This is a genomic window from Hyphobacterium vulgare (genome assembly GCF_042643335.1).
Lineage (GTDB): Bacteria > Pseudomonadota > Alphaproteobacteria > Caulobacterales > Maricaulaceae > Hyphobacterium > Hyphobacterium vulgare.
In genome coordinates this window covers 316416-342833 of sequence record NZ_JBHRSV010000028.1, presented here as the reverse complement: position 1 = coordinate 342833, position 26418 = coordinate 316416, and the positions used below count along the sequence as shown (strand labels likewise).

Sequence of the window (26418 nt, the reverse complement as noted above, 5' to 3'; positions counted from 1 at the left end):
TAAATATGCGGTCGCCAGATCGGCGCGCTCCCGGCACGATTTCCCGCTCATAGCGGGTTTTGGGTGTGCGGAGCGGAGCGCTTCGCACCCCAATCCTCGCTTACCTCAATTCACGGGTGTCGATCATGGCGGGACGGCTGATTGCGAATGGAGTGGTCGACCCAGACCGGCGGTTTGGGAACGGGCTGTTGTCTGCGTCCCTGCTTGCAGCTTTTCTCTGGCTTGTCCCGGCGGGAATGGTGTGGGGGCAGAGCGACGCGCAACCCGAGGGACCGGGCAATGCGCCGGAATATTTCGCACAACGCGGCGGAGAGGTGCTGGACGCCGATTTCATTCCGGTTGCCGAAGACGAGACGCAATCGGAACCCTTGCCGGATGTCTACAACCCGCAAGACTATCTCGGCGGACCGGAAATCAGGATGAATTCGACGCTCTCCGGACCTCAGGACGACGCACGTGCGGCTGAGCTTGAGGGAGGTGGCTTTGCCGTCGTCTGGATGGATCGAAGCCTCGCACAGCCCGATCCGTCAGGCTGGGGAATACGCGCCCGGATTTTCACCGCTGACGGAACGCCCGCGGGTGCCGATTTCATCGTCAACTCTGCTACCGGGCCAATTCCGGATGTCGGCGGCGACCAGGTCGGCCCCGATGTCGCCGCGCTCGCCGACGGCGGGTTCGTGATCGCCTGGCGGTCCATCGCGCGAAACCAGATTCTGGGACGGACCTTCGATGCGGCCGGTGCTGCCACGTCCAACACGTTCCGGATCTCCGACACGAATGACACGTATGACATTCCACGCATCGCCGGGCTTACGAACGGGGATTTCACCGCCGTGTGGTCGGCGCGGTCTCCCGGTGATGGAAGTTTCAGTGGGATTCGCGCCCGGATTTTCGCTCCGGACGGGACGGCACGTGGAGCGAGTTTCACGGCCAACAGCATCACGGGAGGATACCAGATCCTGCCGGATGTCGCTGCCTTGACGGGGGGTGGATTCGCGGTCGCGTGGAACGATAACGACACAATTCGTGCGCGCGTTTTCTGGGAGGACGGGAGCCCACTGGCGCCCGATCAGACCGTGAATCCGACTTCATCACTCCGCAGCCGAAGCGGCCTGCCGCCCACGATCGACCCGCTGACGTCTGGCGGATTCGTCGTCACCTGGTCGGCCAACATCGGCGTGATGACCCACCAGTTTGACGCGTCAGGCGGATCGGTGACGACGGCGGGCGCCATCGTCAATCAGGCTCCGAGCTCAAATGCCAGCCTGCCGGAAGCGGCCGGTCTGGCGGACGGCAATTTCGCTCTTGTCTGGCGCGCCGATCATTCAATTCCAAGCTTGTCCTATTCACCGGCCGACGTCGGCGGGCGGGTCATCGACCCGGCGAACACGCCGGTCAGCGCGGTGTTCGCGGCCAATCCGGTTCGCAGCGGCGATCAGATCTCGCGCTTCGCGACGCGGCTTGGAAACGGCTTTCTTGTCGTGTGGACGACGGCCAGTGGAGACATTTCCGGCCGCATATTCACCTCGACGGCGACGCATACGCTGACCATCTTTTTCCCCGGAACCCGTCCGGGGCGTGTTCATGACCTTGCGAACGGGATCGATTGTTCCACGGATTGCGTCATCCAGCTGCCGGTCGGGGCGGCGCTTTCGTTGACGCGAACCACCTCCTCGGGGAACAGCTTTTTCACGGGATGGATGGGCGACTGTAGCGGGTCGGCCCCGACTTGTGCCGTAACGCTCGATCAGGATCGCATAATTGGTGCGCGGTTCTTCCCGACCATCTCGATCACGGCGCCTTCCGGAACGCCCGTGCTGAATCCGACCGATCCGGTGACGGTGGAGTGGACAGGCGGCGATCCGCTGGCAAACGTTCTGATCCGGGCAGTTCATTTTCCAAGTTCGGTCAATCCCAACAACTGGCAGATTTCATCTCCCTGGAAGCAGTCGACCAATGACGGCACCGAGACCTTTCCGCGTCCCGTGATCGTGCTGCCGCAGTCTTTCGATTGCTCGCGGCTCTACCGGTTCAGCATTCAGGGAACCAACCTGTCTGGAGGCGTGGTAACAGCAACCCGTGGCGGCGCTTTCCGCTTTGCCTGCCCGCCTTCAGCCGTGCCCGACCAAATCACTCTTGGTGAGGACGACGGACTGACCGACCTGTCGGCTTCGCTCCTGTCCAATGACATCGGAACCGGCCTGACACTCACCGGTCTCACGAATTTCAACGGGTCTGCGCCGACCGGCGTTTTCCCGCCGCTCAACCTCGCCAATGGCGTTATCAGCATCGAACCCGGCGGGTTCTTCAACTTTCTCGCCGCCGGGGAAAGCGAGCTGATTCAGTTCAGCTACGAGATCGCCGACACCGCGGGCGGCCAGGCAACCGCCCTCGCCTCGGTCTGGATCGACGGGGTCAATGATTCCCCGTCAGCAAGCGATGACGCGGTCGACGTGAACCGCGACGACGCGGCGACCGACCTGACACAGCTGTTGCTGCAGACCGACGACGATCCGGACACGAATGATGTCGTCACCATCTCGGCGATCGACACGACCGGAACCGTCGGACTTGCCGCCTTCTCGAACGGCACGGTCACCTATGATCCCAATGGCGCGTTCGACACGCTGACCGCTGGTCAGACCGCGACCGACAGTTTCACCTATACGATCAGCGATGGTCAGGGCGGCAGCGACACCGCGACGGTGACCGTCACAGTCCACGGGACCAATACGCCACCGACCGCAAATCCCGACACGTTGGGCGTGGGGTCAAACCCCTTCACGGCTCTCGCCGATTTCCAGGTCAACGAGACGTCCGCGAAGGACCAGCTCTTCCCGGATCTCGCAACACTTTCGAACGGCAATTTCGTCGTCACCTGGATCGACTATTTCAATTCGGACGCCGTGTTCAACGACGGCTTCGCCCGCTATCGGATCTATAATCCCGACGGCGCGCCGTTGACCGGTGAGCTCGACGCCCATCCCGATGCCGGGAATGTTGACCGGGCGCGCATCGCCGCGCTCGCCGGTGGCGGCTTCGTGATCGTTTGGCAGCAGGCGGGTGGAACGCCGCACGACAATTGGGGCTGGGGGATACTCGCGCGCGTGTTCGACACTCACGGCACCGCGGTGAGCGGTATCATCCCCGTGAACAGCTGGATCACCAACGACCAGTTCGAACCCGATGTCGCCGCACTGTCAGACGGCGGTTTTGCGGTCTCCTGGAGCGATATCAGCATTGAGAGCCCGGACAGCGAATCCGCAGCGATCACGTCGCGGCGGTTCACGGCGGACGGGACGCCTGTCGGAGCGAATGAATTCCAGGTCAACACGCATGAGGCAGGTCAACAAAGCGCCAGTTCGATCGCCGGGCTGATGGCCGGAGGTTATGTGATCGCGTGGACAAGCGACGACGGCAATGCCGTTCGGACGCACTACCGGTTGTTCGAGGCCGACGACACGCCGCGAACGGCGGAACTGCCCTTCGATCAGCCGAGCGATCCCTCGCCAGGCGTCCCGCATCTGGCGCCGCATTCATCCGGCGGCTTCCTGCTGACGCCTGCCGTCAGTTCAACGTCTGCAACGACTCGCGCAGCGCTATACACATCGGCGGGCGTCTATGCGGGGACGGAATACTTCACGACCCCGGCGACCGCGTCGCATAGCATGTCTTTCATCACCGAACTGGCCGGCAACGAGGTTCTGATCGTCTGGGCAGGGAATGGCGACGACATTGCGAGCCAGATATTCGACACGTCAGGCAGTCCCGCCACGAGTATGGAGATCGTCAACACGACTGTGACCGGGCAGCAGGCCTATCCCGCTTCGACTGCACTGCATCACGGAGGATATGCCGTCGCCTGGACCGATTTCGAAGGCAGCGCGCCCGATCTCGACCAGGCGTCGGTCCGGATGCGGGTCTTCCGGCCCGAATCCGGGTGTCCAGCGAACGCGGTCTATTCCGTGTCTGGCGATCCCGACGAGCGCGTAAATGAATATACGACCTATCAGCAACGCTTCTCGCGACTCGCCGCGCTCGACGCCGGCTTCGTTGTGGTCTGGGAGGATCTTGTCAGCACGGACGGGGCGATTGAACCGCGCGAGATTGTCCGAGCGCGAATCTATCAATCAGACGGATCACCGTTGACGGGCGAATTCGTCGCGACTGTGAACACGGCCGGAGCCCAGTTCAATCCGGACGTCGCACGGCTCGCAGACAACCGTTTCGCGGTTTCATGGGAGGACGAGTCCGACGGCTCGATCCGGGCTCGGATATTCTTGGCTGACGGCACGCCGGCGACCGGCGACTTGCAGGCAAACACCTCCACTGACGGGCGCCAAGTCCTGGCCAGCATTGGCGCGCTCGAGGATGGCGGATTCGTCGTCGCCTGGGGCGATGCCTCGCATCCCGGCGGTGACCCGAACGATCTGGTGCTGGCGCAGCGCTTCAATGCCGCAGGCGCGCATGTCGGCGGGGAATTCCGCGTCAACGAAACCGACGCCGGCGAAAACACGCTGACCGAGCTACGGCCGAACGTGATCGGTCTGTCCGGGGGCGGTTTCGCGATCAACTGGGTCGGGCGCCACACCACCGGCGCCGATACGGACGACCGCTCGGTCCGCAGCCGCGTCTACAATGCGGCCGGCGTTGCGCTGGGCGGGGAGACCGTCCTCAATACCACCACGGTGTCGGCGCAGGGTTTCCCCGGCGGGGAGGCCTACGGTCCCGGCTTCGTTTCGGCCTGGGCCGACTTCAGTCGGCTGGGCGGCGACGCGTCGGGAGACCAGGTCCGCATCCGGCAGTTCAATTCCGATGGTTCGCCGCGCACCAGCGAAGTGAGAGCCAACACCACGCTTTTCGGAAATCAGACCCATCCGCGTGTCGCGGTGATGCCCGACGGTGGTTATGTCGTCGTCTATCAGGACGGGACGACGACTGTCCGGGGCCGCTATGTGAACGCGGATAACCAACCGGTCGGCAGCGATTTCATCGTGATGACCGACCCCCAGGTCCACGCCCAGATCGCAGATGTCGCCGCGCTTGACGGCGACCGGTTCGTCGTGACCTGGACTGAATCCGTGCCGGGTGCGCCTTTCCCGGGGGACACGAATGTCCATGTCCGGGTTCTGACCGGCACTTGCACGCCGCCCGAACTTTTGGTCGCGGAAGGCGCGCCGGTGGACATTCCGGTCCAGCTGGCCAATCAGACGCACCTTCTCGACCTGTTGTCGAACGACACCGATGCCGACGGAGACACGCTCAGTTTCGTCCGCATCAACGGGCTCGCCATTCAGACCGGCACGCCGTTCGTTCTGCCTTCCGGAGCGATCCTGACGCTTGAGAGCGGACAGTTGCGCTACGATCCGCGTCCTGCCGCCTATGCGATCGCGCTGGGTGACGGCGATGTGGATGACGACAACTTCACGTATACGATTACCGACGGCAGGGGCGGGTTCGCCTCGGCCGATGCGCGTATCTGGATTACCGGAGTCAATGACGATCCGACGGCGTCCGCGGCGTTCGTGTTTACCAGTGAAGACTCCGGTGAAATGGATCTCACGCCCTGGCTCACAGGCGCGGGCACCGATCCGGACGGCGATACACTGACAGTTTCGGCGATCGATACCGCAGGAACGACCGGCCTTGTGACATTGACTGCAAGCGCGTCCGCCGCAGGCGGACGCGGCCCGACCCCCGCGAGCGCAGCCGGATCGACGGTCAGCTATGATCCAGCCGGACGGCTCGATCATCTCGGTGATGGCGAGGTTTTCGAGGATGTGTTCGGCTTCTCGCTGGAGGATCCGTCCGGATCGAGCGCCCCCGGCAGCGCAACGGTCTATGTGTTCGGTCAGAATGACGCCCCGGCGGCAAATGATGACGCGCTCTCGATTGCGGCAACCGCGGCGGCCGTCGACGTGACCGCTCTTCTCCTTCTCAACGACACCGACCCCGACCAGACCGATCTCCTCGAAATCGTTTCGGTCGACATGACCGGAACGATGGGCAGTGTCACTTTCAACGACGCTACAGTCACTTACGATCCGACCGGGGCCTTCGATGCGCTGCAACCCGGGCAGGAAAGCACGGACAGCTTCGCCTACACGCTGACCGACCCTCATGGCGTCACGGCCAGCGCAACCGTCACCGTCACGGTCCGCGCGATCGATGTCACGGATCATGAGCTGACCGTTTCGGCCGAAGGTCTCGGATCCGGAACCGTGACCGCCTTTCCGGCGGGAATTTCCTGCGGCGCCTTGGGTTCCGAATGTTCCGGCACGTTCTCGGCCGGAACGATGGTGATGCTGACAGCGACACCCGAAACGGGCTCGCGCTTTGATGGCTGGACGCAGGATTGCCGAGGCATTGAAGGCGATACCTGCCGCGTCGCCATGACGGAAGCGCGCAGCGTGGGGGCAAGGTTCGCAGCAGAGGAAATCGCGGACGGCCGCATCGTCGCCGCGACTCTGCCGGGCGCCCGGTCGGGTGTGATCGGCGGAACGCCGGTCACCGTGTTCATGAGCGTGGTCAGCCGTCAGTCGACGCCGGCACAAGCGTGTGCGATCGACGCGGGCGACAGCGCCATCACGCTCTCCTATGTACAGGTGGACGGCGCCAATCAGCCCGTCGGCGAAATCAATCCTGTTTTCGATCTGCCGAATGGCGGGATCGCCAGTTTCATCCTGATCCTGACCGGCCTTCAGCCTACGGATGAAGACGGCTTGATCTTTCATCCGCGCGTGATTTGCGACAACGCGGAACTTGCCCCCATCGAGGGCGTGAATTCGGTCTTCCTTACATTCGACTATGCCGACACTCCGGATCTGCTGTCGATCGGCGTGACGCCGTCCGGCGACGGCGTAGTGCGCATTCCGGCCACCGGGAACCGCATCAGTTTCATGTCGGCCGCGGCGGTGAATATCGGCGCGGGCGATGGCTCTGCCGGGGCCGGTCAGGCGACCGTTACGGTCAGCGTCGACACCGGGGCCGCCGTGTTGCCCGTCACGCTCGAAGTCTGCGAAACCCCATCGACGGGAGGATGCATCACCCCGCGCGGGACAGACACGGTCTCAACCGTATTTGACGCGAACATCGCAAAATTCTTTGCCGTTTTCGTTCGGGCGGGCGAAGGCGCGAACATTGCTTTCGACCCCGCCAATGCCCGGGTCTTCCTGCGCTTCGTTGATGCAAACGGCGTGACGCGGTCGGCAACCAGCGCAGCCATCTCTGCGCCGCTCCCTTCAGATCAACCCGTTGCTGCCCCAACAGCGGGCCGCTGGAGCGTACTCCTCCGTCAGGATACGGGCGATTGGCCCAGCCTCAGGCGGGCGTCCCTCTACGTGTTCGAGGATGGAACCGCGCTGCTCGATGACGGCGAGACCATCATATTGCACAGCGTCGAGCGCATCGAAGCCTTGCCGGGCTTCTCGCGCTTCGCCTTCACGGGTTTCGAGGGCATCGCCGACGATCACGCGATCCGCGCTGGTGATGCGCTCGACGATCAGCCGGGGGCCTTCTGGGGCGTCCGCGACGCGCGCAGCGACCGTCCGGCTCGCTGGGCCGATATTGCAGGGGATTACGGCAGCCTGCGGATCGGGCAAGACGGTTCGATCTCGGGGACGCTCGCGGGGTGTATCGTCAGCGGAACGGGGCGGTCACCGGAGCCGGCGGCGCCGGGCCTGCTCGAAGCGCGGGTCAGTCTGATGGGCTGCGTCAATTCGGGCAGCTACCGGGCCGTGGCCGACTTGCCGGCCAATGACCGTGACCGCCCGCGCCTAGTTGTCGCCAATGGCGAAACCGGTTGGGTCCTAAACGGAACGCGATAAACAATTCGGACCTTGACAGTGGAAACCCCCAATGAGCCGGTTAGCCGCCAACTGGTGAAACCTGATTGCTCGCGCATTTGAAATGCGAGCCTGTCGTACGGATGCACTGTTGCCTGACGCCGGAACGCCGGGACCGGGCGTTTCCCGGCGTGACAAGTCGATGCGCCGGGTGGCCTCCCCGTATCTTCGAGGGATTCTGGCGCGCTGCAGACTCGCCTGCCGAGCGATTCCGGTTGTTTGCAGACGCCAGATGACGTGTCGTAGACGCATGAAAGCGCGCGAACGGTCGTATGCGGTACGGGTGGTGTGCAGGGAATGTGGCTATTCCACATTCCGGACGGGCTGCGCCAACGTTCGCACCGCTTTCAGTCGACCTCGGCCTACCTGCCGGCATTGCGGGCCGGAGCAGCTCTTGCGGTTCGAGATTCTTCCCGAGGAAACACCAGCCCTCGATGGCCGCATCCAGGGCCGCGCCTGATACGCTCTTGGTTTCCGTGCGCCACGCCGAATGGGTCAATTTCGATCCCGTAGTCGTTTGATATTATTGGGATTTTTGAGTTGGATGGTGCCCAGGGCCGGAATCGAACCAGCGACACGCGGATTTTCAATCCGCTGCTCTACCAACTGAGCTACCTGGGCATCCGGTGCGTGCAGGCAGGACACGAAGCACCCCGCCGCCAGTTGGAGCGCGGTTTATAGAGAGGCGCGGCGCGCCTGTCCACGGGCCAAAATCACTTGTTTTCACCGTCCTCGCCGGAGCCGTCCGCGCCGGGCGGCAGGTCGGCGGGATCGACCGGATCACCGGGGATGGCGTAGTCACCCCGGAACCAGTGGCCGAGATCGATATCGGCGCAGCGCTTCGAACAGAAGGGCCGGTAATCCGAGACGGTGGGCTTCCGGCAGATCGGACAGCGGGCGGCGGGGATGGTCTTGTCACTCATCATTTCGAGGATACGTCGAACCGGTCACGCGACCAGGTGTCAACCGTCTGAACGGCAAAGCGCGGACCGATGCGTTCGGTCAGCGCCTCGCGCCAGGCGATAGGCTCGGCCTCCAGCCAGGCGGCAATCGCCGGCGCGACCTTCAGCGTCAGCTGGCGGCGGCGATCCGACCGGCCCTCGGATTCGAGGCGGCGGATCGCGTTCAGGGCCAGCGTTTCGTCGCTCGGCTGACCGTCCGCGCCGTTGAGCAGTTCTGCGAGCGAACGCCCGGTGCGCTGGCGCGCCAGTTCGACGATGCCGAAAGGCGAGATCGGCGCGATATCGATCCGCGCCGGATCGTGCTTCACGGCGGCTTTCAGCACCTGCTCGACACCAAGCCGGTCCTTGCGGCCCTGCATGTGGACGAAGTCGATGGCGATGACGCCGCCCAGGCCCCGCAGGCGGATCTGGCGGGCGGCTTCCCTGGCGGCGGAGCGGTTGAGGTCGGCGGCGATGCGTTCGGCCCCGCCCTGCCCGGTGCGCCCGGCCAGGTCGACATCGATTGCGGTCAGGGCCGCAGTCGGTTCGATGATCAGGCGCCCGCCGCCGGGAATGGCAACTTCGCGCGAAAGCGCTTCGTCGATCGCCTCGGCGATGTCGATGCGGACCTCGTCGGCCCAGCGGGCTTCGGCATCCTGAAAGCGTGCCGAAACCCGTTCGGCGAGCGGGGCGGCGTCCTCGATGAGGCGCGGCGCTGAGCCGGAGTATTCGCCTTCCTCACGCGCCAGGGTCGGTCCCTTGCCGGCATGGGCTTCGCGCGTGACGCGGACGGGAAGCGCCGCGCCTTCGTGCAGGCCGGCGGGGCGGCCTGCCCTGCCGAAGGGCAGGAAGCCTGCCTCGCCGACACCGAGATCGACGAAGGCGGCATTGAGGCGTGCATCGATGGTGCGGATACGCCCGAGATAGAGCGCGCCGGCGCGGGCGCGCAGCCCGGCCTCGCTCCAGCGCTCGATGTGCAGTTCGACGATGCGGCCATTGTCGGCCAGCGCGACCCGGGTTTCCCCGATGGCGTCCTCGACGGCGACGATGCGGCTCATATGCTGGCTCCGTGGACCGGGAAGCCGGCGCCCTGCAGGAGGTTCACCGTCTCGTGCAGCGGCAGTCCGATAATGCCGGAGGGCGAGCCGACGATCTGGACGATGAAGGCTTCAGCCATGCCCTGGAGCGCATAACCGCCCGCCTTGCCCCGCCACTCGCCGCTGGCGAGATAGGCACGGATTTCGGTCTCCGAGAGACGCTTGAACCTGACCCGGGATTCGCTGACCCGCGCGGTGATCTGGCCGGACGGTGCGCGTACCGCCACCCCGGTCCAGACCCGGTGATTGCCGCCCGACAGGCGGCGCAGGCAGTCTTCGGCCTGTTCGACGGTCTCGGCCTTGGGCAGGGTCCGGCGGCCCTGGGCGACGACGGTGTCAGCGGCCAGCACGAAGGCGTCGCGGTCCGGACAGGCGTCAGCCTTGCCGTGCGCCAGGCGCAGGGCAATGTCCCGCGGGGTTTCTCCGGGAATTTCGGATTCGTCGATGTCGCTTGGGAGAACCGCGTCCGGCACGATGCCGATGCGGTCCAGAAGCTGCAGGCGGCGCGGCGAGGCGCTGGCCAGTATCAGGCGCGGCTTCGTCATGACGCGCTCGCGCCCCAATCCGGCCGTGCGTTACTTGAAGCGATAGGTGATACGGCCCTTCGTCAGATCGTAGGGCGTCATTTCCACGAGCACCTTGTCACCGGCGAGGACGCGGATGCGGTTCTTGCGCATCTTGCCCGCAGTGTGCGCGATGATTTCGTGATCGTTTTCGAGCTTCACCCGGAAGGTGGCGTTCGGCAACAGCTCGGTCACCTCACCGGGAAACTCCAGAAGTTCTTCCTTCGCCATGCGGCTCCTCTTTAGACAACGCAAACGACGCGGAATCGCTCGGTCGCGTCCGCGGTGGCGGCTATATAGGGACTAAAGGGGAAAACGTCGAGTGCGCTTGACCGGTTCCGGGCGCAACGGGTCAGGCGACAGCGCGGCGGTGCAGCGCCCCGATCAGGGTGAAGAGCCGCCGGGCGGTCTCGAAATCGACGTCGATCTTGCCCTTCAGACGTTCGCGCAGCAGTTCCGAGCCTTCGTTGTGGACACCGCGGCGGCCCATGTCGATCGCCTCGATCTGTGCCAGCGAGGCGTCGCGGACCGCCTCGTGATAGCTGTCGCAGATCATGAAGTAGTCCTTGAAGACACCGCGGAACGGTCCCATCGAGAAGACATGCGCCTTCAGGCTCTCGCCGTCGAGATTGCGCACGTCGATGATCAGGCGCCCGTCCTCGATCGCCAGACGCACACCATAGGGGCCTTCCGGCGCACCGTCGGGCGCGAAGTAATTGCTGTCCAGCAGGTCGCTGACCGCCACGCGCCGCTCGTGGTCGGCCTGTCCTTCCCCGGCGGCATTGAAGCCGGCCAGTTCGATCGACGCGATGCAGAAGGTCTCGCTCATGCGCCGCGTCCTTCGTGATCGGGGCGGGCCACCGCGCGCCAGGGCTCCGACACGTCCGCCAGCAGCAGATCGACGCATTCGACCTCGATCCGGATCCGGCCGCCACCGGACAGATCGACGCGCAGCGCGCCGCCGGGCGCCTCGCCGGTCTCGAAGACCAGGGCGAGGACGGAGACCACCGCACCCGGCGCGTCCTGTTTCACGCGCGACGCCTTGACCGAGGTCACGCTGCCGATGTCGAGGGCGGAGCGCACGCGCCAGCCCGGGCCGCGCTTGCCGTCTTCCCAGCGGTAGCGGTTCACAACCAGGGTGAAGCGCCGCGCCCGGCGGTCCCATTTGATGTCGCCCAGCTGCGCCACGGCATCCTGCAAGGCAGCCGAGATGATCTCCACCTCGTCCGGCTCGCCGGCAATCAGTCTCAGGGGTTTGCGCACCCTATTCCCTCTTACTCTTCCGGCTTCCGCTCGATCTGCGCACCGCAGGCCTTCAGCTTGTCTTCCAGCCGTTCGAAGCCGCGATCAAGATGGTAGACGCGCCCGATAATGGTTTCACCCTCGGCCATCAGCCCGGCGATGACGAGGCTGACCGAGGCGCGGAGGTCCGTCGCCATCACCGGCGCGCCGCGCAGCGCCTTGACCCCGCGCACCACGGCCTCGTTTCCGCGCACCGTGATGTTCGCGCCCATGCGGGCCAGTTCCGGGGCATGCATGAAGCGGTTCTCGAAAATCGTCTCGCGGATGATCGAGGTGCCGTCCGCCCTTGTCATCAGCGCCATGAATTGCGCCTGCAGATCCGTCGGGAAACCCGGATAGGGCCGGGTTTCGGCATCGACGGCGGCCACCGGATGGCCGTTGCGGTCGATCTCGATACCGCCTTCCACCGGGGTCACCCTGATTCCTGCCGCGCGCATCAGCTTCCACAGCGCTTCATTGTGTTCGGGCACGGCGTCCTGCAGCACGACCGTGCCGCCCGCCGCCGCGGTGGCCAGGGCATAGGTGCCGGTCTCGATCCGGTCGGGAACGACGGCGTGATCGGCGCCGGACAGCCGCTCGACACCGGTGATGTGGATGGTCGACTGGCCGGCATTTTCCACCTTCGCGCCCATCGCGTTCAGGCAATGCGCCAGATCGGCGATCTCGGGCTCGCGGGCGGCGTTCTCCAGCACGGTTTCGCCCTTGGCGAGCACCGCGGCGAGCATGGCGTGCTCGGTGGCGCCGACAGAGACGAAGGGGAAGGCGATCCGCGCACCCTTGAGGCCGGATTTCGCCGCGGCGACGACATAGCCCTCTTCCAGCTCGATCGACGCACCGAGCTCGGTCAGGGCCTGCAGGTGCAGGTCGACGGGCCTGGCACCGATGGCGCAGCCGCCCGGCAGCGAGACGCGCGCGCGGCCCTCGCGGGCGAGAATCGGGCCAAGCACGTTGAAACTCGCGCGCATCTTCCGGACGAGGTCGTAGGGGGCCTCGGTCCGCGCCAACGTTTCGGCGTGCAGGGTCATCGTGCCGTTCCCGGTCTCGACCGACGCGCCGAGATGGGTCAGCAGCACAGTCAGGAAGCGGGTGTCGGCCAGGTCGGGCATGCGCGACAGATTCAGCTTCTGATCGGTCAGCAGTGCCGCCGCCATCAGTTTCAGCGCCGAATTCTTGGCCCCGGAGATCGGGATCCGCCCGTTCAGCCGTGCGCCGCCTTCGATATGTATCCGGTCCATGAAATATCCTGTTCGCTGCCGCCCTTGCCCGGCGGACACTCAAACGCGGGAAAGCGGCGTCAGTTCGACGGTTTTTCGGGTTTCGCGGCAGCTTTGCGGCGGCGGAGGTTTGCGCGTAATGCTTCAGCCAACCGGTCCTCGCGGCTCGGTTCGCCCTTCCTGCCCTTCGGCGGGGTCTTGCCAGTCTTCATGCCAGCGTGATGGGGGCGTGTGCAGTTGCAGTCAAGCCGCTCTTGGCGAGCGGCGGGGGTTGCGTTATACGCCCGTCTCCCGAACGGGTATGCCGCAGTAGCTCAGTGGTAGAGCGCGTCATTGGTAATGACGAGGTCGAGAGTTCAATTCTCTCTTGCGGCACCAGTTCTTTTGCTGTCCTCCCTCGCTCCGCTCGGTCGGGCGCGCCGGCAGCCCCCTCACCGAACTTCACCGCTCGAAACCGGCGCTGAGATGCAACGCCGAGAATTCCTGAGCCAGTCCCCAATCCCATCCGGGCTTTCGGGCGCGCCGGCAGCCCCCTCACCAAGCCGATCCGCCCGAAACCGGCGAGTTTGTCGCTGTCCTCCCTCGCTCCGCTCGGTCGGGCGCGCCGGCAGCCCCCTCACCCAGCTTCGCCGCTCGAAACCGGCGCTGAATTTTCAGCACCCGGCAGGTGACGTTTCCGCGCGTCCCGTTAGCATGCGCGCATGACCTTCTTTCCCACGATCGAGCCCTATGAGACCGGCCGCCTCGCCGTGTCCGGCGGGCATCAGCTCCATTACGAGCGCAGCGGCAAGAAGGGCGGTGTGCCCGCCCTGATGCTGCATGGCGGGCCGGGGTCGGGCTGTACCGCCGATCATCGCCGGCTGTTCGATCCGGAGATTTTCGACACGCTGCTGCTCGACCAGCGCGGGTCCGGGCGCTCAACGCCGCTGGCCGGCCTTGCGCACAACACGGCGCAGGATCTCGTCGCTGACATCGAGGCGCTGAGGACGCATCTCGGGATCGACCGCTTCGTCGTGTTCGGCCCGTCCTGGGGCTCGACGCTGGCCCTGCTCTACGCCGAGACCCATCCCGATTCGGTCCGGGGCGTCGTGGTGGAAGGCATCTTCACCGGCACTCCGGGCGAGCTCGACTGGTGGCTGTCGCCCCATGGTGTCGCGCGGATTTTCCCGGACGTGCGCGCCGACCTGCTGACGCATGTGCCGGAACGGTTTCACGACGCCGCGTCCGGCGATCTGATGGCCTGGTACATGGATGCGATGGCGGAAGAGTGGTCCGGGGGCGCGCCGGTGCTCGACCGGCTGGGCGATCCGTCGGCGTCAATTGCGGATTTGCGCGCCTCGCCGCTCTATCGCTGGACCGAATACGAGGAGCGGCTGTCCTATCTCGAAAAATCACCCGAGGCGGCGCGGGACTCGATGGCGGCGCGCGGGCGCGGCTATGTCGCCACGCATTCGCTGATCGAGGCGCACTATTTCACGCATGACTGCTTTCTGGAGCCCGACCAGATCCTGCGCGATGCCGGGCGGGTGAAGGACGTGCCGATGCACATCGTCCAGAGCCGGTATGACATGGTCTGCCCGGCCGGGACGGCTCTGGCGCTCGCTGCAGCCTGTCCACATGCGGACTTTACGATGATCCCGGTCAACGGCCACGCCATGACCGATGCGGTGCGGCCGACGGTGATCGCGGCGATCCGGGGGATGGCTGAGCGGTAGTACTTTCAGAATGACGTTCCCCGGTTTCGCGAAGCGAAGACCGGGGCCCGGAATGGATCCCGGATCGTCCTGACGGGCGTCCGGGAAACGTCAATTGAGATGTTGATGGGGTCCCCATGAAAATGGGGACCTGAAGCATGTACCCGGTTTCGGATTCCCGCATTCGCGGGAACCCCGGAGAAAGGGGAAAGCTCACCCCACCCCGCTCCCCTTCAAGGGGAGGGCAAATAGGAGTTTTGCGTGCGAGACCCTACCGCCGCCAGTTCGGCGGCGTCGCGCGGTCGCCGAACCACCACAGCGTCGCCGCCGTCGCGGCGAAGGCGATGTTGGCGATGAAATAACCGATGAAGTCGCCCTGCGCTTCGGGCGTCAGATAGCGTTCGGCCTGCCCCTCCATCACTGCGAAGAAGACGATGAGGTAGAGCAGCCAGAGGAGCGGCGTCAGGATCGGCCGGACCAGGGCCCGGACCGCCTCGACCCAGGGGTAGCTGGCGCGGATCGCGGTTTCGGCTTCCAGGCTGGCTTGCAGGCCGGCGTATGACGCCTGCCGCCGGTCCGCTTCTGCGGCGCGCGCGGCCGCCTGATCGGCTCTTGCAGCCTCGGCCTGCGCCATTTCACGCTCATGCGTCCAACGTTCCCGCTCCTGCGCGTGGTCCTGCCGCCGCTCGAAAAAGCCGGCGACCCGCCCGATCGCGGTCCCGAGCACGCCAAGCGCTCCGCCGGTGACGGCAGACGCTCCGAAATCGATCAGTTCGCTCATGGGTCAAAGCTCCGCGCTGATGGAAATGTGAGCGGCCGAGTCGAGCGCGCGCAGCATCATGGCGTCCGCCGTGATGGTGTCGGTCGTCGCGGTCTGAAGCACGGCCAGCCCGGAATTGAGGGTGAAGACGGTGAGACTGTCGACCGCCGCGTCACCGGGGGTCAGTTGCAGGCTCCCGCCCCAGGACAGGCTGGGCGAGGCACGAAAGGGTGGGTCGAACGGCATCACGAGGCGGGCCACATTGCTGCCGAGCCGGATCGCAACGCCGTCGAACGCGTTGTAGGCCCCCGGCCGGTAGCGGCGGAAATAGCGCTGGCATTGGCGCAGTTCCGCGCCCTCCCCGCCCCGGCCTGTGCAGGTTTCGAAGGCAGTGGCCCGGGTGCCGGTCTCAAGCTGAAGACCGGCAAAGTCGACGACCGGCGTTCCGCTGACCGGCAGATCGAAAGCGACGGCCAGATGAGCGCCCGGCCCCACTGTCTTCCCGGCGATGCTGGCAAGGCCGAATTGCCAGCTGAGCCGGGTCCAACCGGTCGTCACGCTCTGCGCGGCGGCGCTGACGGTCACAGCCGCGCTGCCGCCCGTCCCGAAATTCTGCGTCAGCGATGCTGTCAGCGAGAACGCAGCATCTGCCTTCACCCATGCGGAAAGCGTCAACACGCGCCCGGATGTTTCGTGAAGCCATTCGCCTTTCTGGATCAGCTGACAGCTGCCGCTTCCACCCCCGCCGGAGGGCTGAACCCTGAGGGCGTGGCGCAAGCCGGAAGGCAATTCTGCGGGCGAGAGGGAAAGGCGTTCCGCATCGACCCCGCTCGCTCCACCGCCGGAAATGCCGATGCACCACCGGTCGAGGGCAAAATCGCCGTCGGTCAAACCGGTGAAGTCCGTTCCGCGTTGCGCAATCTCAAGCCCCCCATTGATGAGGAGGTTGCGGAGACCGCCGAGCGGCCCGTCATTGAACGAGGTCACGGTCACATTCCCCGCCAAGGCAAGATCACCGGTCGCATTGTCGAGCCGCATCGCCTCGATCCAGGCCGATCCATCCGGGCTGACCTTGGCGACGAGGTCGTCGTCACCAACCAGACCGAATTCCGCGCGGCCCGACCAGTTGGACTGGAAAAGCAGGGACAGGACGTTCGCCGGGGCTTCCTTGTTCAGCGTGTAGCGCAGGTCGCCCGTACCGCCCTCTCCGGCGGTGCGGGCCGCCCAGAGCGCGGCGTTCAGCTTGGCGGAAAACGGATTGGCCGCGTCTGCCGCCGTTCCCACGCCGAGGCGCTCCAGGTTGGCGAGACGGGAGAGGGTCTCGCCGACTTCGACCCAATCCGTGCCGTCGAAGATGACCAGCACGTTTTCGTCCTCGATCCAGCACCGCCACCCGGCCCGCGGCGGGATGGACACCCAGGACGTATCGCGAAACACGGCGATCTCGGTCTCTCCGAAAGTCGACCAGATCGCCCCCGACGCCGCGGCCGGCATGATCCAGATCGTTCCGTCATCGGGATCGGCAGGTTGGTCGCTGACCGTGCGGCTGGCTGCGCTCATCTGCACCAGCGCGTCGAGCCTCCGGAAGCTTTCGTTCACCGTCACATGTTTCTGCGCCTGGGCGGGCATCAGATAGTCGAGCCCGAGGCGCGGGGAGTTTTCCTGGCTCATTCCGCCGTCCTTTTCGCAATCGGCCAAAAGCGTAGAGGCCGCTTCGGGGCTGGCGGACAGGCGCAGCGCTTCTCCCCGCGCTTGAGGGTTGACGCAAAGCCCCCCCGCGCCTTTTCTCGCGCCGCAACATGGCTTCAGGGAAAGATCACGGATGAGCGAGGATATCCGCGAACTGGCACGGGGATTTCCGGCCCAGTCGCCCGGGGACTGGCGCGAGCTGGCGATTGGCGCGCTGAAGGGCGCGGACTTCGACCGGACGCTGGTGCGCACGACGGCGGACGGAATCGCGCGCGGCCCGGTCTTCTTCGATCGCCCGGCGGGCAGCGCCCCGCTCTATGCGCCTCGCGATGCGTATCTGCCCTGGGCGATCCGCCAGAGCCATGGCGAAGCCGATCCGGCCAAGGCCAACGCCAACATTCTCGCCGACCTTGCCGGCGGCGTGTCGGAGATTTCGCTGCGCCTCGACGAGGACGGCACAAACGGGATCGCGGCGGCTTCAGCGGACGAGATTCGCCGGGCGCTGGAGGGTGTCGATCTGTCGATCGCACCGGTGCACATCGAGGCGGGCGGGCTTGATGCTGCGCGCCTTCTCGCGGAAGTCCTGAAGCATTCGCCGGACACCAGGGGCGGGTTCGGTCTGCCGCCTGCCACCCCGTACGCGGCTGAATTCGCACAGCGATTCCCGAACATGCGCCTCATCGCCGTCGATGCCCGGTCGGTGTTCGATGCGGGCGGCAGCGAGGTGCAGGAAATCGCCTTCATGGCGTGCGGCCTGGCCGAAGCGATGCGCGGCCTGATCGATCACGGCGTTTCCAGCGAGCGTGCCGTACGCGGCGTCGAGGTCCGGCTGGCCGCCGATGCCGACATTCACCTGACGATTGCCAAGCTGCGCGCCGCGCGGATCGTGGCGGCCCGGATTCTGGACGCCTTCGGCGTGACCGGGATCGCCACCCCGATCCATGCCGTCACCGCATACCGGATGATGTCGCGGCGCGATCCGTGGACCAATCTGATCCGCGTGACGGCGGCCGGTTTCGCCGCCGCGACGGGCGGGGCCGACGCGATCACGATCCGCCCGGTCACGGCGGCGCTTGGCCGGCCGACGCCGTTTGCGCAGCGGGTCGCGCGCAATCTGCAGATCATGCTGCAGGAAGAATCGCATCTCGGGCGCGTCGCCGACCCGGCGGCGGGATCCTTCCTGCACGAAACACTGTCCCGTGAGCTGGCGCAGCATGCCTGGTCGCTGTTCCAGACGCTGGAAAGCGAAGGCGGCTACGAGCGCGCGGTCGACGGCGACGCCTTCCGCAAGCGGATCGCCGAGGCGCGCGCCGGACACGAAAAAGCCTACCGGTCGGGCAAGGAATCGCTGATCGGAATCAACACCTTCCCGGAACTGCACTCGCGCCCGGTCGAGGCCGTGCCCGGCCACGATATCGGCCATGATGCCCCGTTCGAGCCGATCCGCTTCGCCGCGCCGTTCGAGACCTTCCGCGATTCGGCGGAGAAGCACGAGAAGAAGGCCGGGCATCGCCCGACAGCCTTCCTCGCCACGCTCGGCGCGCTTGCGGAATTCAATGCGCGGGCGACCTTCGCGCAGAACCACCTGGCGGTCGGCGGGGTCGAAATTGCCGGCGCAACCGAATACGCGAACGCAGACAAATGCGTCGCGGCCTTCAAGGACAGCGGCAGCGCGTTGGCCGTGATCTGCGGTACGGATGCGGCCTATGAGACGCAGGCGAGTGAGCTGGCCGCAGGACTTAAAAAGGCCGGCGCAAAATCGGTCTGGCTGGCCGGGCGTCCGCTCGATGGCGTCAGCGGCATTGACCGCTTCATCCATCTGCGCAGCGACCGTCTCGACGACCTTCAGGACGCCCACGCGATTCTGGGAGTGAAGGCATGAGCCATCCCGATTTCACAACGCTCGACCTCGGCGACATCACCGGCGCTGCGCCCCAAGGCGGTGAAGCATGGATTCCGGCCGAGGAAATTCCGGTATCCCCGTCCTATGGCGCGGACGACGTAGCCGGACTGGATTTCACCGCCAGCGCGCCGGGCGCGGCACCCTTCGTGCGCGGTCCCTACCCGACCATGTATGTCCAGCGCCCGTGGACGATCAGGCAATATGCCGGCTTCTCGACGGCGAAGGATTCCAACGCCTTCTACCGCCGCAACCTGGCGGCGGGACAGAAGGGTCTTTCGGTCGCCTTCGATCTGGCGACGCACCGGGGCTATGACAGCGATCACCCGCGCGTCACCGGTGATGTCGGCATGGCCGGCGTGGCCATCGATTCCATCCTCGACATGCGCGAATTGTTCGACGGCATCCCGCTCGACCAGATGAGCGTGTCGATGACGATGAATGGCGCGGTGCTGCCGATCATGGCGCTCTACATCGTCGCCGCGGAGGAGCAGGGCGTTGCCCCGGAACAGCTTTCCGGGACGATCCAGAACGACATCCTCAAGGAATTCATGGTGCGGAACACCTATATCTATCCGCCCGAAGGCTCGATGCGGATCGTCTCCGACATCTTCGCCTTCACGGCGGAGAAGATGCCGCGATTCAACTCGATCTCGATCTCCGGCTATCACATGCAGGAGGCCGGAGCGCCGGCCGATCTCGAACTCGCCTATACGATCGCGGACGGGCTGGATTACATCCGCGCCGGGATCGAGGCCGGGCTCGATGTCGACCGTTTCGCGCCGCGCCTCTCCTTCTTCTTCGGCATCGGCATGAATGTCTTCATGGAGGTGGCGAAGCTTCGTGCCGCCCGCCTGCTCTGGGCAAGGCTGGTGAAGGACCGGTTCGATCCGAAGTCCGACAAGTCGCTGTCGCTGCGCACGCATTGCCAGACATCCGGCTGGTCGCTGACGGCGCAGGACGTGTTCAACAATGTCGGGCGTACGGCGCTGGAGGCCATCGCGGCGGTCGACGGGCATACCCAGTCGCTGCACACGAACTCGCTCGATGAGGCGCTGGCGCTGCCGACGGATTTCTCGGCCCGGATCGCGCGCAACACCCAGCTGCTGCTGGCCAGCGAAGCGCACCTGACCGATGCGATCGATCCCTGGGGCGGCAGTTTCCATATCGAGCGCCTGACCCACGACCTCGCTGCCAAGGCGATGAAACATATTGAGGAAGTCGATGCGCTCGGCGGCATGACCAAGGCGATCGCCGAAGGCACGCCGAAGCTGCGCATCGAGGAGGCTGCCGCGAAGACGCAGGCGCGCATCGACAGCGCGCAGCAGACCATCGTCGGCGTGAACAAGTTCCGCCTCGACGAGGAAGAGGACGTGCCGGTTCTCAAGGTCGACAATTACAGGGTCCGCACCGAACAGCTCGCGAAGCTGGAAGAGCTGAAACGCGGCCGCGACGAGGCGGCGACCGAGGCGGCGCTCGGCGCGCTGACGAAGGCCGCCGAGAGCGGCAACGGCAATCTCCTCGCGCTCGCCGTCGATGCCGCGCGCGCCCGCGCCACGGTCGGCGAGATCAGCTTTGCGCTGGAGAAGGTCTGGGGCCGGCACAAGGCCGAGATCCGCACACTGAAGGGCGTCTATCTGACGGCGGTGGGGGCCGACAAGACGGTGGACCGGGCGCGGGCCGCCGCAGCTGCGTTCGAAAAGGCGACCGGCCGCCGGCCGCGCATCATGATCGCGAAGATGGGCCAGGACGGGCATGATCGCGGCCAGAAGGTCGTCGCGACCGCCTTCGCCGATCTCGGTTGGGACGTCGAAGTCGGCCCGCTGTTCCAGACCCCGGAAGAAGCCGCGCAGCAGGCCGTCGAGACGAAGGTCGACTTCGTGGCCGCCTCCTCGCTCGCCGCCGGTCACCTGACGCTCGTTCCGGCGCTGCGTGAAGCCCTGCAGAAGCTGGAGGCCAGCGATATCCGGATCGTCGTCGGCGGCGTCGTACCGCCCGAAGACGTGATGGTGCTGAAACAGATGGGCGCGGTCGAGGTGTTCGGCCCCGGCTCGGTCATCGCACAGAGCGCGCTCGCCCTGCTGGGGCGTCTCGGGGTGGAAAGCTAAACCGGCTTTCCCCCTACCGGTGTGCTATCAGAAGGCGCATCCTTTTCAGACAGAAAAGGAGACCTCCCCATGATCGTCACCACCACGCCGAGCATCGAAGGCAAGATCATCCGCGAGTACAAGGGCGTCGTCACCGGCGAAGCCATTCTCGGCGCTCACATCTTCCGCGACCTGTTCGCCGGCATTCGCGACATCGTCGGCGGGCGGTCCGGTTCCTATGAGAAATCCCTGCGTGAAGCGCGGGAAATCGCCCTGCAGGAATTGCAGGAAGAGGCCCAGAAGCGCGGCGCGAACGCCGTCGTCGGCGTCGATCTCGACTATGAGGTGATCGGCGAACAGGGCTCGATGCTGATGGTCTCGGCCAGCGGCACGGCGGTCACGATCTAGCGAGCCGGAACGCAAATTCGCGAAATGGCGTATACTGGGTTGAGGGACTCAATGCCGGGAGCCTGACCATGCGCCGTTTCGCCATACTCGTATCAACCGCATTGCTCGCCGCCTGCGCCAGTCCGAGCGTCTATGCGCCGGCGGACAGTGCCCGCGATCCCGGCTACCGGGAGACGCGGATCGAGAACAATCGCTGGCGTGTCAGCTTCACCGGCGGGTCCGATCTGCCGTCGCCGCGGGTTGCCGACCTGGCGCTTCGCCGGGCGGCGGAACTCACCCTCGACAATGGCTATACGTGGTTCCGGGTCGTGAATGACAGCCGCGACCAGAGCGGTTCCGGAGACAGTCCTGTGCGCGGCGGTGTCAGCGTCGGCCAGAGCTTCGGATCAGGCGGTTTCCGGGCCTCGGGTGTCGGGGTGGGGCTGAGCTTTTCACCCGGCAGCGAACGGCGCGAGACGGTGACTCTGGAAGTGCTCGGCGGGGCCGGGCCTCGTCCGCTTCAACCGAATGTCTACGATTCGCAGGACGTTCTGGACAATGTACCGCCGCTCTAGGGCCTAGCGGACCGACAGCGTTTTCGCCTGCCCCACCCAGTCGTCGCGGACAATGCGGCCGCGGGCGCCGAGATCGGTGTCCCACTGGGCAATGTCGTCCGCCGTCCATGCGGCAATCTGCGAATAGCGCACCACCCCGCCCGCCTTGAGCGCCTGGGCCGCCTTGGGGCCGAGTCCCTTGATCGCCTGCAGGTCGTCTTCGTCTTCACCCAGCACCGGTTCGGCAATCGCCGGCGGGGCCGGTGTGCCGGCGGCGGCGATTGGCTGCCCGGTCGTCTCCCGATCACGGCGCGCCAGGGCAAGCGAGCGGTGCAGATCGTCATTCTCGCGGCGCAGTCGCTCGACCTCGTCACGTGCGGCAGCCAGAGAACGGCCGTCTGAATCCGGCGAGGCGCCCCAGATGCGCCAGCCGATGACGACGCCGATCCCGAGCGCGAGCGCCAAAAGGAACCACATCTGCCAGATCAGCCAGAGCATTCTATTCTCCTTCCGCCGGTACGATTTCGAACCGGATGATTTCCGCCTGGGATTCAGACGCATTCCACGACAGCCGTTCGGGGGAAAGCCCGACATCGGCCAGAACATCCATCGCTTCCTGCGCGCGCGCTTCGGTGAGGGCGATCGATGCCTCGCCCGGATCGCCGGTCACGCGGACCGAAACGGTAACGCGTGCGGGCGGGCACGCGGTCAGAATCTCGCCGATGCGGCGGACGGCGTCTCGCGAAGCCGGCGTCAGGCCTGCCTGCCCCGGCGTGAAGCGGATCGACTCGTCAGCACGGGCGGCGCGAACCACGGCATCGCATCCTGCAACGCTGGCAATGTCGGCATGGGTACGGTCATTGCGGTCGACCAGATAGGCCGAGGCAGTAAAACCGTCGGGCAGATCGGCCGAGATATTCAATACCGACCGAGCGGTCTGATCGCTTCCCGCCTGCCCGTACATCCCGATCTCCTGGCCGGAGAGCACACCCGTGCCGCGCTCGAGGCGCGCCAGTTCGGCGATGATCCGCTTGGCCGCGGTTTCCCAGTCTTCGGTCGGAGACGAACCGTCCTCGACGACTTCGAGAGCGACTTCGTGACCGGAGGGAAAGAGCTGTGAGGCGTAATCGGTGATTGAACGGACCGCACGGTCGCCGACGGCATCGCCGAGGATCGTGATCCGCCCGTTGGACGCCGTCGCGCGGAATGCGAAGACGGTTTCGAAATCCGTGCGCGTCGTCAAATCGATCACACGCGTCACGCCGCCGGCAATCTCGCCGCCCGACCAGGTGGAGCGCAAGGCAGCGGACACCGCATCGAGGCGTGCGGCCTCGCTTGGCGCGCGGCCTTCGAGAATCGCCCTTTGCCCGTCCATGCGGACATGAGCCCAGGCATGTTCGCGCCCGGCCAGCGCGTCGTCGGCATTGTCGAGAAGCTGGCGTTCAAGCTGACCGGCCGACACGCCGGAAACATGGATGCCGATCACGCCCACGAAAACGAACGCAACCAGCCCGGCGCCAAGGATGCGCCAGACGCGTTCGCTGAAGATGGGCAATTGCTTCGCCATAGACCGCCCCGCCGGTTCAGGCCCCGAAATAGGAAGTTTCGCCGTGGGTATCCAGTGATTGTGGAAAAGAAAAGGCCGGGGCGTTGCCGCCCCGGCCCCTCAATGCCGTTTGGCGTCCCCCCGCCTAGCGGCGTGCCCGAAGCGTCACGCCCCAGGTGCGCGGCGCACCGAGGAAGGCGTTGAACGAACCCGGCTGGAACGGACCGTCGAAGCCGACCTGGATGTAATCCTCGTCGGTGAGGTTCCGTGCCCAGAGTTCCAGAGCCCAGCTTTCGTCCTGCGCGCCGATGCCGAGGCGGGCGTTCAGGAGCGTATAGCCTTCCTGGATCTTCTCCGGGTCGAGGTCTGAACCGGTATTCTGTTCGGAAACGTAGCGGCCATCGAGGTGCGCCAGCCACTCCATGTTGCCGCCCATCGGCGCCCGGTAGGTGATGGCACCCGAGGTGTACCATTCCGGAGCCAGCGACATCGTGGCACCCGACAGGCGGTCCACGTCCGGCGTGCCGGTCGCCGCGAAGTCATTGTACTGCGCGTCGGCGTAGGTCATGCCGCCCTGAAGGGTCAGGTTGTCGGTCGGCAGCCACAGCAGTTCCAGTTCCGCACCGCGGGTCGTCGCGCCTTCGTTGAGCGAGGTCACGAAGAAGGCGATGCCGTTGAAGGTATTGAGCTGGAAGGTCTCGAAGTCGGAGTAGAACAGGTAGAGGTTAGCCAGCAGCGTGTCGTTGAACGCTTCGGTCTTGAAGCCAAGCTCGAAGCTGTCGACCAGTTCCGGTTCGAACTGCGCGGGATAGACCGCGTTGCCGTTCAGGATGGACTGGAAGTCGACGCGCTGGGCGCCCGCCTGTTCGAAGCGGTCGAGGTTGAAACCGCCCGCCTTGTAGCCGCGCGAGTACGTACCGTACATCAGGAAGTCGTCGTTGAAGCGGTGCGACAGGGAGAGGATCCCGGTCAGTTCGCTTTCCGAACGCGACTGGTCGAAATTGATGTTCGAGTAGACATCCCGCGCGCCCGGCAGACAGGTGAAGGTACCGAACTGCAGCAAGCTGGCGACCGGAATCTGGGTGGCTTGCGAGAAGCCGGCGAGGATGGCCTGGTTCTGAGCCGTGGTGAAGTCGAGCGCTTCGCCGAAGACGGTCTCCCAGACATCACAGGCCGGCACGTTGGACGGCGAGAAGTCCGCGCGGGCGTCCTTCGTCGTGTCGGTCCAGCGGACACCGAAGGTCAGGTCGGTATTTTCGCCAACCGCCCAGGTGTTGTGCGTGAACAGGGCGAAGGTGCTGGCTTCCTGTTCGTAGGTGTCACCCAGATTGTTGCCGCCGCCGGCCGGAGCGCCCTGGCCGACCGCCAGAGGCGTGTAGCCCGGGATGAATGTGAGACCGAGGCCGTTGGCCAGCGTCGTCACGAGGGTTGGCGAACCGCCCAGCAGGCCGAGATAGGGCTCGAAGTGAACGCCATACTGGATCGCATCGCGACGGGTCAGGTCTTCCTGGCTGTAGAAACCGCCGACCATCCAGTCGAAATTGCCGGCCGTGCCCTGCAGGCGCAGCTCGGCGGTGGCGTTTCCGAAGTCGAAGGAGTTGCGGGTCGGGTCGCGGTAGACGACATCGGCGCCCGTGAAGTCGGTGTCCTGACCGGTGATCAGGGAGTAATCCCGGACCGAGCCGACCGCCACGAGTTCGAAATTGTCGAAATCGTAGGTGAACTCCGCCTGGAATCCGCCGTCGGTCACGTCCTGCGTGGTGTCGCGGTTGGCCTGGACGACGCGCGAGAACGGCGCCTCATTGCCCGGCGTCGGGCGCGAACCCGGGACCAGCGCGTTGAGGGCAAGCGAGGTCGGGCCGGAGACGATGCTGGGCGCACCGCAGCAATTCTCGTCACGGTTGGTGACATCGGCCGTCAGCTGGAACTCGCCGCGCGTGCCGAGGTTGAACAGCGCCTGGCCGCGAATGGTCACGAAGTCCTGGTCGTTGTCTTCTGCGTTGGTGCGCGGGCCGCCGAAGGTCTGGACGTCAAGGAAGCCGTCGCGATTGCCGCGGGCCGCATAGAGGCGGACAGCGAGGAAGTCGTCGACGATCGGGCCCGTGACGCTGCCGGCGAGACGGTAGCCGTCCGCGCCGCCGGTCAGGTAGCCGGCTTCCAGATTATAGCCGTATTCGAATTCCGGATCGGCCGTGACGATGTTGATGAGACCCGCGGACGTGTTCGCACCGAACAGCGTGCCCTGCGGGCCGCGCAGGACTTCGATGCGCTCGATCTCGCCGAGGTCGCCGAAGCTGACGCCGTTGCGGGCGCGCGGCACGCCGTCGATCACGATGCCGACCGAGCTCTCGAGACCCGGGTTGTCACCGACCGTACCAACGCCGCGGATACGCGCCGTGGTCGAATACTCATTGGAGGTCGAGGTGACGTTCAGGCCCGGCGCGAGAACCGTCAGGTCCTTGATGTCGCGGACGCCGGAATTCTGCAGCAGTTCGGCGGTGAAGGCCGTCACGGCAATCGGAACGTCCTGGATGCCCTGCTCGCGCTTCTGGGCGGTCACGACGATGGTGTCGATGGTGCGGCCGGCCGTCTGTTCCTCTTCCTGAGCGAAAGCGCTCGGAGCCATCAGAACGGCAGACGAGGCGGCAGCCAGCAGCGCTGCGCGCGTAACGCGGATGTTCATCTTAACTGTCCTCCCGGTTCCCGGCCCGTGGCCGAGTTCTAAAGCGGCCCTTTGCCGGACCTTGTCGTCAAACATGCCGCAAAGCGGCGATTCAAAGAAGGGGTATCCCCGGCTCAAACCCCGCCCCAAGCGCCTGTTTCGGGGCCTGTCACATGGT

At 65.6% G+C, this 26418-nt stretch carries 18 protein-coding genes and 2 tRNA genes; 7 read left to right on the top strand and 13 right to left on the bottom strand.

Going from position 1 to position 26418, the window contains the following annotated elements:
* Positions 1-188 precede the first annotated feature (188 nt).
* Positions 189-7826, top strand: coding sequence for an Ig-like domain-containing protein (locus ACFOOR_RS14065; RefSeq protein ID WP_380214832.1), 7638 nt, complete (start codon positions 189-191; stop codon positions 7824-7826).
* 563 nt (positions 7827-8389) lie between these two features.
* Here the strand turns inward: ACFOOR_RS14065 and ACFOOR_RS14060 are convergent.
* The 8 genes from ACFOOR_RS14060 to murA all read right to left on the bottom strand — a co-directional run bounded on the left by ACFOOR_RS14060 (position 8390) and on the right by murA (position 12982).
* A tRNA-Phe gene (locus ACFOOR_RS14060) sits at positions 8390-8465 on the bottom strand.
* Between the two features lie 92 nt (positions 8466-8557).
* Complete coding sequence (locus ACFOOR_RS14055) at positions 8558-8767, bottom strand: DNA gyrase inhibitor YacG (protein WP_343163218.1); 210 nt, start codon at positions 8765-8767, stop codon at positions 8558-8560.
* The gene (locus ACFOOR_RS14050) at positions 8767-9843 is read right to left on the bottom strand and encodes a ribonuclease E/G (protein WP_343163217.1); all 1077 of its coding nucleotides are present in this window, start codon (positions 9841-9843) and stop codon (positions 8767-8769) included. The genes ACFOOR_RS14055 and ACFOOR_RS14050 overlap by 1 nt, the downstream gene beginning before the upstream one ends.
* The gene (locus tag ACFOOR_RS14045; RefSeq protein ID WP_343163216.1) at positions 9840-10427 is read right to left on the bottom strand and encodes a Maf family protein; all 588 of its coding nucleotides are present in this window, start codon (positions 10425-10427) and stop codon (positions 9840-9842) included. Before ACFOOR_RS14045 ends, ACFOOR_RS14050 begins: the two co-directional genes overlap by 4 nt.
* 30 nt (positions 10428-10457) lie before the next feature.
* Positions 10458-10676, bottom strand: coding sequence for a translation initiation factor IF-1 (infA, locus tag ACFOOR_RS14040; protein WP_019961978.1), 219 nt, complete (start codon positions 10674-10676; stop codon positions 10458-10460).
* A 121-nt stretch (positions 10677-10797) separates the two neighbouring features.
* Positions 10798-11274, bottom strand: a complete 477-nt coding sequence (locus tag ACFOOR_RS14035; RefSeq protein ID WP_343163215.1) for a UPF0262 family protein — start codon at positions 11272-11274, stop codon at positions 10798-10800.
* Positions 11271-11708, bottom strand: coding sequence for a DUF2948 family protein (locus ACFOOR_RS14030; protein WP_343163214.1), 438 nt, complete (start codon positions 11706-11708; stop codon positions 11271-11273). The genes ACFOOR_RS14035 and ACFOOR_RS14030 overlap by 4 nt, the downstream gene beginning before the upstream one ends.
* 11 nt (positions 11709-11719) lie before the next feature.
* The gene (gene murA / locus ACFOOR_RS14025; RefSeq protein ID WP_343163213.1) at positions 11720-12982 is read right to left on the bottom strand and encodes a UDP-N-acetylglucosamine 1-carboxyvinyltransferase; all 1263 of its coding nucleotides are present in this window, start codon (positions 12980-12982) and stop codon (positions 11720-11722) included.
* A 282-nt stretch (positions 12983-13264) separates the two neighbouring features.
* Between murA and ACFOOR_RS14020 the strand changes: the two genes are divergently transcribed.
* Together ACFOOR_RS14020 and ACFOOR_RS14015 are read left to right on the top strand one after the other, a co-directional pair.
* Positions 13265-13339: transfer RNA gene (locus ACFOOR_RS14020), tRNA-Thr, on the top strand.
* A 323-nt stretch (positions 13340-13662) separates the two neighbouring features.
* Positions 13663-14676 carry an alpha/beta fold hydrolase gene (locus ACFOOR_RS14015; RefSeq protein ID WP_343163212.1) on the top strand — a complete coding sequence of 338 codons (1014 nt, stop codon included), beginning with the start codon at positions 13663-13665 and terminating at the stop codon, positions 14674-14676.
* Positions 14677-14926: 250 nt separating this feature from the next.
* Here the strand turns inward: ACFOOR_RS14015 and ACFOOR_RS14010 are convergent, their stop codons facing one another.
* Both ACFOOR_RS14010 and ACFOOR_RS14005 read right to left on the bottom strand, forming a co-directional pair.
* The gene (locus ACFOOR_RS14010; RefSeq protein ID WP_343163210.1) at positions 14927-15436 is read right to left on the bottom strand and encodes a hypothetical protein; all 510 of its coding nucleotides are present in this window, start codon (positions 15434-15436) and stop codon (positions 14927-14929) included.
* Between the two features lie 3 nt (positions 15437-15439).
* A complete protein-coding gene (locus ACFOOR_RS14005; protein ID WP_343163209.1) occupies positions 15440-17086 on the bottom strand; it encodes a DUF2793 domain-containing protein in 1647 nt (548 codons plus the stop codon).
* Positions 17087-17237: 151 nt separating this feature from the next.
* On the opposite strand from ACFOOR_RS14005, the gene ACFOOR_RS14000 reads away from it, so the two are divergent.
* From ACFOOR_RS14000 to ACFOOR_RS13985, 4 genes are all read left to right on the top strand, one after another.
* A complete protein-coding gene (locus ACFOOR_RS14000) occupies positions 17238-18986 on the top strand; it encodes a methylmalonyl-CoA mutase family protein (RefSeq protein WP_343163208.1) in 1749 nt (582 codons plus the stop codon).
* Positions 18983-21112 (top strand): methylmalonyl-CoA mutase, encoded by a 2130-nt coding sequence (gene scpA, locus ACFOOR_RS13995; RefSeq protein ID WP_343163207.1) that lies wholly within the window; start codon positions 18983-18985, stop codon positions 21110-21112. The genes ACFOOR_RS14000 and scpA overlap by 4 nt, the downstream gene beginning before the upstream one ends.
* Before the next feature lie 69 nt (positions 21113-21181).
* Positions 21182-21499, top strand: a complete 318-nt coding sequence (locus ACFOOR_RS13990; RefSeq protein WP_343163205.1) for a heavy metal-binding domain-containing protein — start codon at positions 21182-21184, stop codon at positions 21497-21499.
* 68 nt (positions 21500-21567) lie between these two features.
* Positions 21568-22053 (top strand): CC0125/CC1285 family lipoprotein, encoded by a 486-nt coding sequence (locus tag ACFOOR_RS13985; protein ID WP_343163204.1) that lies wholly within the window; start codon positions 21568-21570, stop codon positions 22051-22053.
* 3 nt (positions 22054-22056) lie between these two features.
* On the opposite strand, the gene ACFOOR_RS13980 is transcribed toward ACFOOR_RS13985, so the two are convergent.
* From ACFOOR_RS13980 to ACFOOR_RS13970, 3 genes are all read right to left on the bottom strand, one after another.
* Positions 22057-22530, bottom strand: coding sequence for a hypothetical protein (locus tag ACFOOR_RS13980; RefSeq protein ID WP_343163202.1), 474 nt, complete (start codon positions 22528-22530; stop codon positions 22057-22059).
* A gap of 1 nt (position 22531) precedes the next feature.
* The gene (locus tag ACFOOR_RS13975) at positions 22532-23599 is read right to left on the bottom strand and encodes a hypothetical protein (protein ID WP_343163200.1); all 1068 of its coding nucleotides are present in this window, start codon (positions 23597-23599) and stop codon (positions 22532-22534) included.
* Positions 23600-23723: 124 nt separating this feature from the next.
* Entirely contained in the window at positions 23724-26261 is a 2538-nt protein-coding gene (locus ACFOOR_RS13970; protein ID WP_343163199.1) for a TonB-dependent receptor, read from the bottom strand.
* Between the last annotated feature and the right edge of the window lie 157 nt (positions 26262-26418).